At 39.9% G+C, this 13491-nt stretch carries 12 protein-coding genes and 1 pseudogene; 8 read left to right on the top strand and 5 right to left on the bottom strand.

Annotated features, from left to right (window positions below):
- Positions 1-132: 132 nt before the first annotated feature.
- The 5 genes from carA (at position 133) to AC4CUZ_RS08380 (ending at position 7334) form a co-directional block, all read left to right on the top strand.
- A complete protein-coding gene (gene carA, locus AC4CUZ_RS08400; RefSeq protein ID WP_004695603.1) occupies positions 133-1275 on the top strand; it encodes a glutamine-hydrolyzing carbamoyl-phosphate synthase small subunit in 1143 nt (380 codons plus the stop codon).
- A 14-nt stretch (positions 1276-1289) separates the two neighbouring features.
- Positions 1290-4523: a carbamoyl-phosphate synthase large subunit gene (gene carB / locus AC4CUZ_RS08395; RefSeq protein ID WP_005400426.1), complete on the top strand. Its 3234-nt coding sequence runs from the start codon at positions 1290-1292 to the stop codon at positions 4521-4523.
- A 93-nt stretch (positions 4524-4616) separates the two neighbouring features.
- Positions 4617-5093, top strand: a complete 477-nt coding sequence (gene greA, locus AC4CUZ_RS08390; RefSeq protein WP_005400425.1) for a transcription elongation factor GreA — start codon at positions 4617-4619, stop codon at positions 5091-5093.
- Between the two features lie 112 nt (positions 5094-5205).
- Complete coding sequence (locus tag AC4CUZ_RS08385; protein WP_062032364.1) at positions 5206-6510, top strand: IS4 family transposase; 1305 nt, start codon at positions 5206-5208, stop codon at positions 6508-6510.
- 197 nt (positions 6511-6707) lie between these two features.
- A complete protein-coding gene (locus AC4CUZ_RS08380) occupies positions 6708-7334 on the top strand; it encodes a CatB-related O-acetyltransferase (RefSeq protein ID WP_419380852.1) in 627 nt (208 codons plus the stop codon).
- On the opposite strand, the gene AC4CUZ_RS08375 is transcribed toward AC4CUZ_RS08380, so the two are convergent.
- Both AC4CUZ_RS08375 and AC4CUZ_RS08370 read right to left on the bottom strand, forming a co-directional pair.
- Positions 7326-7784 (bottom strand): hypothetical protein, encoded by a 459-nt coding sequence (locus tag AC4CUZ_RS08375; RefSeq protein ID WP_419380851.1) that lies wholly within the window; start codon positions 7782-7784, stop codon positions 7326-7328. The genes AC4CUZ_RS08380 and AC4CUZ_RS08375 overlap by 9 nt on opposite strands.
- A gap of 129 nt (positions 7785-7913) precedes the next feature.
- Positions 7914-8540 carry a KAP family P-loop NTPase fold protein gene (locus AC4CUZ_RS08370; protein WP_490747478.1) on the bottom strand — a complete coding sequence of 209 codons (627 nt, stop codon included), beginning with the start codon at positions 8538-8540 and terminating at the stop codon, positions 7914-7916.
- Between the two features lie 20 nt (positions 8541-8560).
- Between AC4CUZ_RS08370 and AC4CUZ_RS08365 the strand changes: the two genes are divergently transcribed.
- Positions 8561-9586: an IS30-like element ISAba125 family transposase gene (locus tag AC4CUZ_RS08365; RefSeq protein WP_001988464.1), complete on the top strand. Its 1026-nt coding sequence runs from the start codon at positions 8561-8563 to the stop codon at positions 9584-9586.
- 17 nt (positions 9587-9603) lie between these two features.
- Here AC4CUZ_RS08365 and AC4CUZ_RS08360 read toward each other — a convergent pair.
- Positions 9604-9966: pseudogene (locus AC4CUZ_RS08360) on the bottom strand (P-loop NTPase fold protein); the annotation flags it as partial.
- 297 nt (positions 9967-10263) lie between these two features.
- Between AC4CUZ_RS08360 and AC4CUZ_RS08355 the strand changes: the two are divergent.
- Positions 10264-10704 carry a universal stress protein gene (locus AC4CUZ_RS08355; RefSeq protein WP_004982711.1) on the top strand — a complete coding sequence of 147 codons (441 nt, stop codon included), beginning with the start codon at positions 10264-10266 and terminating at the stop codon, positions 10702-10704.
- Positions 10705-10747: 43 nt separating this feature from the next.
- Here the strand turns inward: AC4CUZ_RS08355 and AC4CUZ_RS08350 are convergent, their stop codons facing one another.
- Both AC4CUZ_RS08350 and AC4CUZ_RS08345 read right to left on the bottom strand, forming a co-directional pair.
- Entirely contained in the window at positions 10748-11071 is a 324-nt protein-coding gene (locus AC4CUZ_RS08350; protein WP_419380850.1) for an MGMT family protein, read from the bottom strand.
- A gap of 114 nt (positions 11072-11185) precedes the next feature.
- The gene (locus AC4CUZ_RS08345) at positions 11186-12685 is read right to left on the bottom strand and encodes a cation:proton antiporter (protein WP_151837235.1); all 1500 of its coding nucleotides are present in this window, start codon (positions 12683-12685) and stop codon (positions 11186-11188) included.
- Positions 12686-12908: 223 nt separating this feature from the next.
- Here AC4CUZ_RS08345 and AC4CUZ_RS08340 point away from each other — a divergent pair, with 223 nt between their 5' ends.
- Complete coding sequence (locus AC4CUZ_RS08340) at positions 12909-13466, top strand: hypothetical protein (protein WP_419380849.1); 558 nt, start codon at positions 12909-12911, stop codon at positions 13464-13466.
- Positions 13467-13491 lie beyond the last annotated feature (25 nt).

The following is a 13491-nucleotide window of genomic DNA, read 5'->3' as shown; positions in this document are numbered from 1 at the left end:
TTTGTTAGTGAAGTTGCGTATAGTGCCATGTTAAGTTCAAGCGAGCAGACATAGGGAGGGTAGGTTTTTAGATAGCCTTCCTTTTTTTTCGTCTACTCGCTTTTTTACAGCCTAAATTTCAGGAGCTTTGGTTTGAGCACCCCAGCAATTTTAGCCCTTGCCGATGGTACGATCTTTAAAGGAACGTCTATTGGTGCATCGGGTAGTACGACTGGTGAAGTCGTTTTCAACACTGCCATGACTGGCTATCAAGAAATTTTGACTGACCCGAGTTATGCACAGCAACTTGTGACTTTAACTTACCCTCATATCGGTAACACAGGTTGTAATGATGAAGACGCTGAGTCAGGTCGAATTCATAAAGTGTGGGCCAACGGATTAATCATTCGTGACCTACCTTTATTGCATAGCAACTTCCGATCAACGCAATCTTTAGGCGAATACTTAAAAGAACATAATGTTGTCGCAATTGCAGATATTGATACGCGTAAATTAACCCGTATTTTGCGTGACAAAGGTGCGCAAAATGGTTGCATCCTTGCTGGTGAAAATATTACTGAAGAGCAGGCTTTAGAAAAAGCACGCGCATTCGGTGGTTTAAATGGTTTAGACCTAGCGAAAGAATGCTGTGACCCAACTGGTTTCGAATGGACAGAAGGTTCTTGGGTATTAGGCAAAGGCTTCACACAACCTGAACTTAAATTCCATGTTGTTGCATACGACTACGGTGTCAAAACCAACATCTTACGTATGCTTGCAGACCGCGGTTGTAAACTCACTGTCGTGCCTGCACAAACTCCTGCTGCTGACGTGCTTGCATTGAATCCAGATGGCGTGTTCTTATCGAACGGCCCTGGCGATCCAGCTGCATGTGACTACGCAATTGAAGCTGTAAAAACAATTGTAGAAGACGCTCGCAACCTACCCGTCTTTGGTATTTGCTTGGGTCACCAAATTCTTGCACTTGCCTCAGGTGCAAAAACGGTGAAAATGCCGCATGGCCACCACGGTGCTAACCACCCTGTTCAAAACATGGAAACAGGCACAGTGATGATTACTTCTCAAAACCACGGCTTCGCAGTGGATGCAGAAACACTTCCTGCAAACTTGAAAGCTACGCACAAGTCTTTGTTCGATCAAACTCTTCAAGGGATTCATCGTACAGACAAACCAGCGTTCAGCTTCCAAGGTCACCCTGAAGCAAGCCCTGGTCCGCATGACTGCGCACCATTGTTCGATCATTTCATCGAACTTATCGAAGCATCTAAGAAGTAATTAAGGAAGCGATCATGGCTAAACGTACAGACATTAAAAGTATCTTAATTATTGGTGCAGGTCCGATTGTAATCGGACAGGCATGTGAGTTTGACTACTCAGGTGCGCAAGCGTGTAAGGCTCTTCGTGAAGAAGGCTACCGTGTTATTTTGGTGAACTCTAACCCAGCCACCATTATGACCGACCCTGCGATGGCAGACGCAACATATATCGAGCCAATCACTTGGCAGACTGTTGCACAAATCATTGAAAAAGAGCGTCCAGATGCTGTCCTTCCTACAATGGGTGGTCAAACAGCATTGAACTGTGCACTTGCACTTGATGCCAACGGTATTTTAGAAAAATACAATGTTGAATTGATCGGTGCGACCAAAGAAGCAATTGAAAAAGCTGAAGACCGTAAACTGTTTGATGAAGCAATGCGTAAAATTGGTCTTGAATGTCCAAAAGCTGCGATTGCTGAAAACATGGAAGAAGCTTTAGAGATTCAAGCACGCTTCGGCTTCCCTGTGATTATCCGTCCGTCATTCACGATGGGTGGTTCAGGTGGCGGTATCGCTTATAACAAAGAAGAATTCCTTGAAATCTGTGAACGCGGTTTCGATCTTTCTCCAACCAAACAATTATTGATTGATGAATCTTTAATTGGTTGGAAAGAATACGAGATGGAAGTTGTTCGTGACAAAAACGACAACTGTATTATCGTTTGTGCGATCGAAAACTTTGACCCAATGGGCGTGCACACAGGTGACTCAATCACTGTTGCTCCTGCGCAAACATTGACAGACAAAGAATATCAATTGATGCGTAATGCATCTTTAGCAGTTCTTCGTGAAATTGGTGTGGAAACAGGTGGTTCTAACGTTCAGTTCGGTATCTGTCCAGATACTGGCCGTATGGTGATCATCGAGATGAACCCACGTGTATCGCGTTCATCTGCCCTTGCATCAAAAGCAACTGGTTTCCCAATTGCAAAAATCGCTGCGAAACTAGCAGTTGGTTATACCCTTGATGAATTAAAAAATGACATCACGGGTGGAACAACTCCTGCTTCGTTCGAACCTGCAATTGACTACGTGGTAACAAAAATTCCACGTTTCAACTTTGAAAAATTCCCACAAGCAGACGCAACACTGACCACACAGATGAAGTCTGTGGGTGAAGTGATGGCGATTGGTCGTAACTTCCAAGAGTCTGTAAACAAAGCGCTTCGTGGTCTTGAAGTTGGTGCGTGTGGTTTTGATGAAAAAATCGCTGTAGGTACTGAAGGCGCGAAAGAAAAGATCTTGGTTGAACTTAAAGTTCCGGGTCCAGAGCGTATTTGGTATGTAGCCGATGCATTCCGTCATGGTTTCACCTTAGAAGACGTGTTCCAAGCGACGAAAATCGATAAATGGTTCTTGATCCAAATCGAAGACATCATCAAAACTGAAAATGAAATCAAAACTTTAGGTTTTGGTGATCTAAACGCAGACAACATCCGTTCGTTCAAACGTAAAGGTTTATCTGACCTTCGCATCGCGAACTTGATGGGTATTTCACAAAAACAATTCCGTAAGCACCGTTGGAACTTGGGCGTGACTCCAGTTTACAAACGTGTGGATACTTGTGCAGCAGAATTCGAATCTGACACTGCCTACATGTACTCAACTTACGATGATGAGTGTGAATCAAACCCATCTGATAAAGATAAGATCATGGTGATCGGTGGTGGCCCTAACCGTATTGGTCAAGGGATCGAATTCGATTACTGCTGTGTACACGCGGCGCTTGCAATGCGTGAAGATGGTTACGAGACCATCATGGTGAACTGTAACCCTGAAACTGTTTCAACGGATTACGACACTTCTGATCGTTTGTACTTCGAACCAATCACTTTGGAAGATGTACTTGAAATCGTACGTACTGAAAAGCCAAAAGGCATTATCGTTCAGTACGGTGGTCAGACTCCGCTTAAATTGGCTCGTGCTTTAGAAGAAGCAGGTGCCCCAATTATCGGTACATCACCAGATGCGATTGACCGTGCGGAAGACCGTGAACGTTTCCAACAAATGATTCAACGTCTTCAACTTCGTCAACCCAACAACAGCATTGTAAAATCTGCTGAAGAAGGTATGGCTGAAGCATCTAAAGTCGGCTACCCACTTGTGGTACGTCCTTCTTATGTACTCGGTGGTCGTGCGATGGAAATCGTATACAACGACGACGAACTTAAACGCTACTTACGTGATGCGGTTCAAGCATCAAATGAAGCGCCTGTTCTTCTTGACCGTTTCTTAGATGATGCGATCGAAGTTGACGTAGACTGTGTATCTGACGGTAAAGACGTTGTGATTGGCGGTATTATGCAGCACATTGAACAAGCAGGGATTCACTCAGGTGACTCAGCATGTTCGATTCCTCCTTACTCGCTCTCAGTTGAAATCCAAGACGAAATGCGTCGTCAAACCGTTGCTATGGCGAAAGAGCTTGGCGTTGTTGGTTTGATGAATGTACAGTTTGCTGTGAAAGGCGAAGACGTTTACATCCTAGAAGTGAACCCACGTGCGTCTCGTACTGTGCCATTCGTTTCTAAATGTATCGGTGAGTCTTTAGCGAAAGTGGCCGCGCGTTGTATGGCGGGTCAGTCTTTAGAATCTCAAGGATTTACTAAAGAAATCATCCCGACTCACTTCTCTGTAAAAGAAGCGGTGTTCCCATTCAACAAGTTCCCGGGTGTTGACCCTATTCTTGGCCCTGAAATGAAATCTACAGGCGAAGTCATGGGTGTAGGTAAAACATTTGGTGAAGCATTCTACAAAGCTGTGTTAGGTTCTAATGAACGCGTACCGGGTCTTCCTACAGAAGGCGAAGTGAAGCATGCATTTATTTCTGTGCGTGATTCAGACAAGCCTCGTGCTGTTGGTATTGCGAAGCAACTGGTAGGCTTTGGCTTCAAAGTACTTGCGACTGGCGGTACTTATGAGTTCATTAAAGCTGCGGGTATTGAGTGTGAACGTGTAAATAAAGTCACTGAAGGCCGTCCTAATATCGTGGACCGCTTGAAAAATGGCGAAGTTCACCTCATTATCAATACAACTGAAGGCAAACAAGCTCAACAAGATTCGTTCTCGATTCGTCGTTCAGCGCTTCAAGCGAAAGTGTATAACACTACGACCTTGAACGGTGCTGATGCTGTATGCCAAGCTTTTGCAATTCAATTGCCAATGGATGTATACCGTTTGCAAGATTTACAAACTGTAGGTTAATTCGTTTACCGAGAAGTCCCGTCACCTCTCGGTGGCGGGCTTTTTTCATTTATAAACCTATATTTTTTACACTCACAGACTTGAGGGACAACAATGCAACGTTATCCTATGACTCCCCAAGGCAAATTAGCCTTAGAGAAAGAATTACATCAATTAAAAAGTATTGAACGTCCACGTATTATTGCGGCAATTGCTGAAGCACGTGAGCACGGGGATTTAAAAGAAAATGCGGAATACCATGCTGCGCGTGAGCAACAAGGTTTCTGTGAAGGTCGTGTTCAAGACATCGAAGGTAAATTGGGTGCGGCTCAAGTGATTGATGTAAAAGAACTTGAACAGAACGGTCGCGTGGTTTTTGGGGTGACAGTCACTATCGAAAACTTAGACACCGAAGAACAAAAGACCTATATGATCGTGGGTGACGATGAAGCTGATTTTAAAATCAATAAAATTTCAGTGAACTCTCCTATCGCACGCGGCCTTTTGGGCAAAAGTGAAGGGGACGAAGCAAAAATTCAAACCCCTCAGGGTGAAGTTGAATACGAAATTGTAAAAGTTGCATATATCTAAGTTTCTTTGATATTTACGGCTGTAGAAACCCCTCGATTGAGTAATGCCAGTCAGTTAAGCAAAAAAAGTTAAAATGCTGTAAAAAGAGCGTATGTAAATACGCTCTTTTTTTATGAATTTATCTCAGAATCTAGATTTAACATTAAAACAAACCTTACCTTCACTTTCACAATTCAGTGAATTGATTGATTTAAACTGGATTGAAGATTGCTTAGACCAAACAGGTAAAGCATCAATTCGAAAAAGAAAACTGCCTGCTGAACATGTTGTTTGGCTGGTAATCGGACTTGCTCTATTTCGAAATCAACCGATTTGGTATGTGGTTCAACAATTGCAACTTGTTTTCGGTACGGCAGAATACTGTGTACCGAGTGCATCCGTACAAGCAAGACAACGCTTAGGCTTAGAACCCATGAGTGCTTTATTTTCGACATTAAGTCAGGCATGGTTTAAAGACTCACAACAACAATATAGCAACTTTCACGGTCTATGCGTTTGTGCTGTAGATGGTGTGGTTTGGTCTATGCCTCATACAGAAGAAAACTTTAAGCACTTTGGTTCATCCAAAGGCAAAACAGCAGCTGCACCTTACCCACAAGTTAGAGCGACTTGCCTGGTGAATACCAATACCCATGAAATGATTGATGCCCAAATGGGCAGTATGGATCAAGGTGAATTAACCTTAGCCAGTCAATTAAAAGCACCAGTTCGCAGTATTACCCTATTTGATCGTGCTTACTTCTCTGCTGATTTTTTAGTGAGCTGGCAATCTCAGGCAGAAGAGAGTCATTGGTTGATGCGAGCAAAGGACAACCTGCGTTATGAAGTGATTCATCATAATGCGGCCCATGACTTTCAGATCAAAATGCCTGTTTCAGCAAGAGCAAAAAAGATAAATCCGTCATTGGGTGACTATTGGGAAGCACGTTTAATTGAAGTTGAATATGCAGGAAAAATAAGACGTTACATTACATCATTAACAGATTCTAAAGTTTATCCATTCAAAGACCTTGCAATGCTTTATATCCAGCGTTGGGAAATAGAAATGTGTTATCGGGAAATTAAAAGTGATTTACAGGATGCAAGGATTTTAAGAAGCAAACAACCTGATTTGGTCTATCAAGAATTGTGGGGGGTATTTATTGCATATAATATCTTAAGAAGACAGATGAGGTTTATCGCTGAACATGCAAAGGTGAGTCCTTTAAGGATCAGTTTCCATGTTGCATCTATGAGTATTATCAATATCTTAAGGCACACACCTTTAGAATCAGCAGGAAACCTACCCAAACATTTAGCGCAATTATTTGAACAATCTAAAATATTTGTATTACCTGAAAAAAGGCAAAGGCAATGTCCGCGAGTAGTGAAAATTAAAGCACAAAAATATCCAAGAAAATGCCAGTCAATTTCTTAACTGACTGGCATTACCTCGATTGAGGGGTTTTTTGTTTTTGTATTTTACCAAATAGCTCTTCCTAGCCCTCTTCTTATCCACGTGGGAAATTTCACTACAAGAATGAGATAAATTTAAGGAATCCATTTCCCCCTCTCTTTTTCAAAGCAATACTTTTATTTGTTATAATTTCTCACACTCTCCAACGCTGTCTTTTTATGTCTGAGCCCCTGATTAATTCTCCTGTCAAACACTGGTGTGAGTTTGAGTTCATCTCTAAAACGGTGAAGAATCCGAATATTCACATTAAAGGAAATTACTCTTACTACTCAGCGTATTGGGATCAAGGTTTTGAACGTTGTGTCGTGCGTTATTTGCATGATAAGCCCTCGACCGTAGATAAACCGATTGATCAGCTCTATATCGGCAATTTTGTTTGTTTTGGGGCAGAATGCGTCATTATGATGGGTGGTAACCAACTGCATCGTACTGACTGGATTTCGGCCTTTCCTTTTGATACGCGTAGTTTTGTGCCCGCAGGTAATACCATCATTGGGGATGGCTGTTGGATTGGTTCACGTGCCATGATTATGCAAGGTGTGCAGTTAGGTGAAGGCGCAGTAGTGGCAACAGGCGCTGTCGTGACCAAAGATGTTCCACCCTATGCCGTTGTGGCTGGAGTACCTGCCAAGATTATTAAGTATCGCTTTCCCGAAGCAGATATAGAAAAACTGCTTACACTGAAGCTCTATGACTTAGATGAAAAGCAGTTTTTAAAAATGCGGGAGGAGTTGCAGACGGATGATGTTGAAAGTTTAGTTAAATATTTCGAAAAATTATTTTGACTCTTCTATATTATTTTCATCCCATAAATTTGCTTTTAGATATAATTCAAACTGCCCTGATATATCTGAATAAGTTGCTAATGGTTGTATTGAGTATTTACAGTATAGCTGCGTAAGCTCACTCTGAATTTTTGGTTGAGGATCAGGGCTGACAGTATTTCTGTGCCTAGAATATATATTCTTAACTTGTTCTAAGAATGTAATGTATTCATACGCTTCAATTGCAAAAAATTTGCTGATTGTCTTTTCAATAAGTTTTATTTCACTATTACTTAATCTTTGAAAATTCATTAAATCTTGTCCATTTCCCATTTTATATAGTGTTTTTGCAATATTTTCTATTTTTTCAGGCAAATTGTTAGCACCGCTAATAATTGATAACATTAAGAATATATTAATTTTTACACTATTTGTTTTAAGTAATGCATATTGATTAATTCTTTTTTTCAATGTTCTTGTAGAAAAATCTTTGTCATATTAGACTTCTTGCGTTAGTCAAATTTTAAGTAGCCGAAAGCTATATTTTATGAGGTTTTAGCCAATTCAAAAAATAGATAAAACTATACTTTCGCAAGAGGTCTATTGTTCAAAAAATAATATTAAACAAATATCTACAGAATCTTCACCTACAGTTAGCAATAACTCCTTTAGCTTTGATAAATACTCTATACTTACATCTATACTAGGTTTTAAAATTTTGGGTAAAGAAACCCAAAAATCAACAAACTTATCTAAATATTCCTCACCCAACTTTTCATCATAACCATAGTTATGGCAAACGACTTTTGAAAATTGAGTTTTATCCATCACTAAAACAAATACAATTTTAGGAATATCAAAAAAGTGCTTAATTCGCTCAATCAAACGAATTGCAAAATCAGGGCGACAACGATCTAATTCATCAATAACAAAAACTAAAGGTTTTTCTAACTTATCTGCTAATTGAGCTAATTCTTGCTTAAATACTAATAACGTATTTTTATCAGCTTCGTGACTTTCAATTTTAGCTTCAATACTTTCTTTAATTTTTTCGCCAATTTCATCACTTGCTGATTCAATAACTTTTTCACCTGTTTCATAAGCTTGTTGTGCTAATGTTCCTAAAACTCCACCACTAATCAAATTTAGTCCCAGTGTAAGCAACACTTTAGGTAAACTTGGCAATAATGCTTGGCAGAGTAAAACTTGAAGTGCGACATAAACCACCTAATTAATTTAAAGGGTTTATGGAGTATATAAAATTGTCATACCATCATCTTAACTTTGAAGATCGTACTGCATTAATGCTTGAGTCAAGAAAAGAAGGCTTTTCAGCCAGAAAATTTGCTGAACTTATTAAAAGACATCCTAGTACGATCTATCGTGAGCTTAAAAGAAATAGCATCAATGACGTTTATCAAGCTCAATATGCTTCTGATAACACTTTTGCTAGACGTAGACGTGGTCACAGAAAACTCAAAATCGATTCAATCCTCTGGAAATTTATTGTTGAAGCGATCCGTTGTTTATGGTCTCCTCAGCAAATAGCAAAGCGTTTAAAGACATTTCCTGATTTGGATCAAACAATGAATGTAAGCCATACAACGATTTATTCAACGATACGAGCATTACCCAAGGGTGAGTTGAAAAAAGACTTATTATCCTGTCTACGTCATGAAAATAAAAAGCGAAAAGCTAACGGTGAACCTAAAAAAGATTCTATATTACAGGATATTAAAACTATTCATGAGCGCCCAGCCGAAGTTCAAGAAAGAAAAATACCGGGTCATTGGGAAGCTGATTTAATTAAAGGTAAAGACAATAAAAGTTCGATAGCAACACTTATTGAACGAAATACACGGCTCTGTATCTTGGCAACATTACCTGATGCAAAGGCAGAATCAGTGCGCAAGGCTTTAACTGAAGCTCTGAAATATTTACCTGCAGAACTGCGTAAAACGTTGACCTATGACCGTGGACGTGAGATGTCAGAACATAAAATACTCGAAGAAGATTTAGGCATAGATGTATATTTCTGTGACCCACATTCACCCTGGCAAAAAGGCACATGCGAAAATATGAATGGTTTAATTAGGCAATATTTACCTAAAGGGATTGATTTAAATCAGGCAGATCAGCATTATTTAAATCAAGTTGCCATGTCACTGAATACTCGTCCTAGAAAAGCGTTAGATTGGCTTACACCATTAGAGAAATTTGCTCAGCTTGTTGATTATCATATGGCTTTTGAAACTGTCGCACCTCATGTTTGAATTCGCCCTTGATAAGCAGCTGCAGCTTTTTCTTTAAAAGTATTGATATGACTTGAAACATTATCATCTTTTGCAAGGCAACTTGTGATTTCAGAAGAAATTACTAGAAATGGATCTTCCAAGTAATCATTTGCAAATGCATCCAAATAAATCACATTATGGTTTTCATCTTCTAAATGTTTTTGCCAGTGTCGAACAAACCAAGTTTTACCCTCCCCCCAACGAGCATCTAAAGCGAGTACAGCTCCACACTGCAAACGATCAACATAATTCGTTAGTTGAATACCCAAACGCTTACGATTCCAAAGGTCACCTTCCCAAGCTGTTTCTATATTCTCTAAATTTGTTCGTTGCCAATTCAGTTGATTCGTATCTGTCATCGTATTTATAAAGTAGTAAGTTATTCATAAATATAAGCTATTTTTTAGGCAAAGCCTATGTTTCTTAAACGCTACATTTACATTCAACTTTAGTGTTAAATTGATTATTATTCACACGCTTTTGTGCTAATTTAGAAGTGAGAAATTAGCATTTCATATGCAAATATCCATATGAATTTACTAGGTTTTATTCTTTAAAAAATACAGCTATTATCAAGATATAAGCTGTATTTAACCCGTGATACATTAGAACAGAAATCTGCACGTATAATCAGTTGATAATAAGGAGAAACAACCATGGCATACCAAAACATTTTAGTCCCTGTAGACGGTTCAGAAACATCATATGCAGCAGTTGCGCAGGCGGCTGAACTTGCTAAAGCATTTGGCGGTAAAATTACAGTCGTTCAAGTGCTTGCACTTGACCCTTACATTGCAGCTGAATACATTTCTGCAACTCAAACCAATGACTTAATTGAACGTGCACGCACTTCAGTTTTGAAAACACTTGAGGAAGCAGCAGCTAAATTTAGCGATCTGGGCATTCCTGTTGAAGCAAAACTACTTGAAGGTCAGGTCGTACACCGTGAAATTATCAGAGAAGCTGAAACATCTAAAGCAGACCTGATTGTCATAGGCTCTCATGGCCGCACAGGTTTAAAACGTTTATTCCTAGGCAGTGTTGCACAAAGTGTTTTAGGTGAAGCGCACATTCCTGTTTTAGTTGTGCGTCAGTAATACATCGAGTGCTCTACTTCCACTGAGGTAGAGCATTTCTATTTTAAATATTCCACTGAAACTCTTTCATTTTTACTTTTCCCCCAATCACTAAAATACCTTCAGACATCAGTAACTGTGCTTGAATGTTCTGTCCCTGATCATTCAGTTTACTTAGGCTAATTTTTCCTTGGGAGTTGATTACCCGATACCAAGGCAAACTACTGTCTGCATCCATATGTTTTAGCACATAGCCGACTAAACGTGCATGTTTGGGAATACCTGCTAAACGTGCAATTTGTCCATAACTGGCTACCCGCCCATAAGGAATCTGAGCGATCACCTGAAAAATCATCGGGGCTAGTTCTTTGACTATCGATTCTGCCATTTCAAATGTGCCCTATTCTAATTATTCCATAATGACATCGTTATATGATTCAAATAAACCAGCTCATTCATTCTAAAAAGCCCCAATACAGGGGCTTTTGGGTTGGCCAAATCACTAAAAATTATCAGGACTTTCCAAACGTTTCACTTCCTGAACTCGTTCAGGGTTATGCACCGCAGCAATGCCGTCATCTGCTTTAACATCAATCAATGCTTCAGGTTGATAGACGATAATGGTTTCATAGCCCTGTGCATCTTCACCAATAATATACTTGAAACCTTTACGGTTCATTTTATTACACAGGCGTTGATACCAGCCTTTAAAACCCGTCTTTTCTTCATTCGGGTTGTAGTAAAACGCATTCATCACAGCAGGTAATCCTAGGCCACAGACCATGCCTGAAAGCAACACGGCGATAAAAGTATAACCAATCAAAATACTGCTGTATTCACTTAACTCAGGCACGTTGGCTACCGCTAAGATCAGTGCTAAGGAGATACCTCCACGCACTCCACCCCACGACAAAATCGCCAAACTTCCGTTATAACTTTTCTTACGGAAAGAGGGAAAAAAGGCAAAAGATAAATAGTTCGCTGCAAAACGTGAAGCATGCAGAATAATAAAAGCGACGATGCCGCCAAAAATCAAACTAAAGCTGAGATCTAAAATAAACAGTTCCAAGCCAATTAAGGTGAATAAGAACGAGTTAATAATCCCTTCAACTGTATGCCAAAAATGGTTCACTTCCCGTATTTCGCGCTCTTGTAAAATTTCTTTCCATTTGTTCCCCACAATCAAACCACCGATGACGCAAGCAATCGGTGCTGAAGCATGGGCAAACAGTGCAACCAAGTACGAACCACAGGCCAAGAGTGCTGTGGTCAAAATGAGAGACTCCATTTCGTGCTTACCACGCAGCAGTCGCAAGATCCCTAAACCAAAGGCCCAACCAATAATAACTGCGACAAAAATTTCGTAGAGTAAGGTCTGCAACACGCCCATGACGGTAAAGTTTTCACCTTGTAAGACGTTTAAAAGCGTCATAAACAAGGCAATACACATGGCATCATTAAACAGTGATTCGCCCTCAAGCTTGACCATTAAATGATGTGGTGCACGTACCGAACTAAGCACGCCTTTGATCCCAATCGGGTCCGTTGCACCCAATGCAGCCCCCAACAGCAAAAGCACCAATAAATCGACATGCTGCCCAATCAGGAACTGATAACCATACAGCACCACCCCAAAGAACACGGCACACAATACCAGTGCAATACTGGCTAAAATACTGATCGGTTTCCAATGACTACGTAAATCTGAGACTTTGAACTTCAGTGCCGAAGAGGTCAAAATGAAGCAAATCACACCATTGATTAAAAAGTCATAAAAGTCGATGTGACGAACCGCTTCTTCAATGTTATGAATATTGATGGTAATAAACTGATTACCACTCAACAGGCTCGCGCCCCACTGTAAAATAAAGACAAAAATGGCAGAAACGATGGGTACGCCAATGGCTTGAGGAAAACCTAAAATGCGTTTATTGAAAATAGTCGTTGCAATGGATAATGCAAAAATAACGGTAAAAACTTGTAGAAAAAAATAATTTCCCATTGAACTTCCAAATTGGGCGGTTGGGGAGACGGCGGCTTTCAGTGCTGATAGATGGAATAAAAGTTCATTTCATACACATTGATGCTCGAAATATTTTAATCATTTTTCAGTTCAACGCCCGAAAAAAATAATTTTTTTAACATTTCTCCTAATGATGAATTAACATAGCGCATATGCATGTTTTTTATGCGTGAACGTTCCCTTTGGCCAAGTTTGATCTCCTATGCAATTCACTTTTAAAACCATCTTTCGGATGTTCTTCGCACTGATTATTTTCCTGACCACCTTTGCGTTGTTTCTGACCTGCTTTGCAAAAACCAAAGAAATTTTACAAGCCGAGCAAACTTTTGCCTCAGCACAAAGTTTTAAAATGAACTCTCGTCCCGATCAAACACTAGTTCTACTTTCAAACAATAAAGCTCCCGATGATCATATTTATTTGCATGTGGCCAATCAGGGTTATATCGCCAAACTCAGCTGTGATCATTATTTAACTGACATTTGTGTGGATGATTACAACGAACAACATACCCGCCAAATTCAGTCAATTGAACTACTCAAAGCAGGTCAGTTTAACTATATTCAGCAAGTCAGTTATTTCGATACACGCACACAAGATGTTAAAACATTGCGTTATACGCCTGAACAAATTCAACAGTTTTACCGTGCGGATATGAGCAACTTAAAGTATGTGGTGTTTGGGGTGTTGTTATTTGCCTGTATTGCGTTATATGTGAGTGTCCGTATTGCTCGAAACTTTAAGCAGTTCTTAAACCGCTAGAATGAATTGCTTGAAATAAAAAAAG

It is taken from the genome of Acinetobacter sp. 789_lipA (assembly GCF_058242845.1).
The sequence above is the reverse complement of the archived record's forward strand: the minus strand, read 5'-3'. Positions and strand labels throughout refer to the sequence as shown.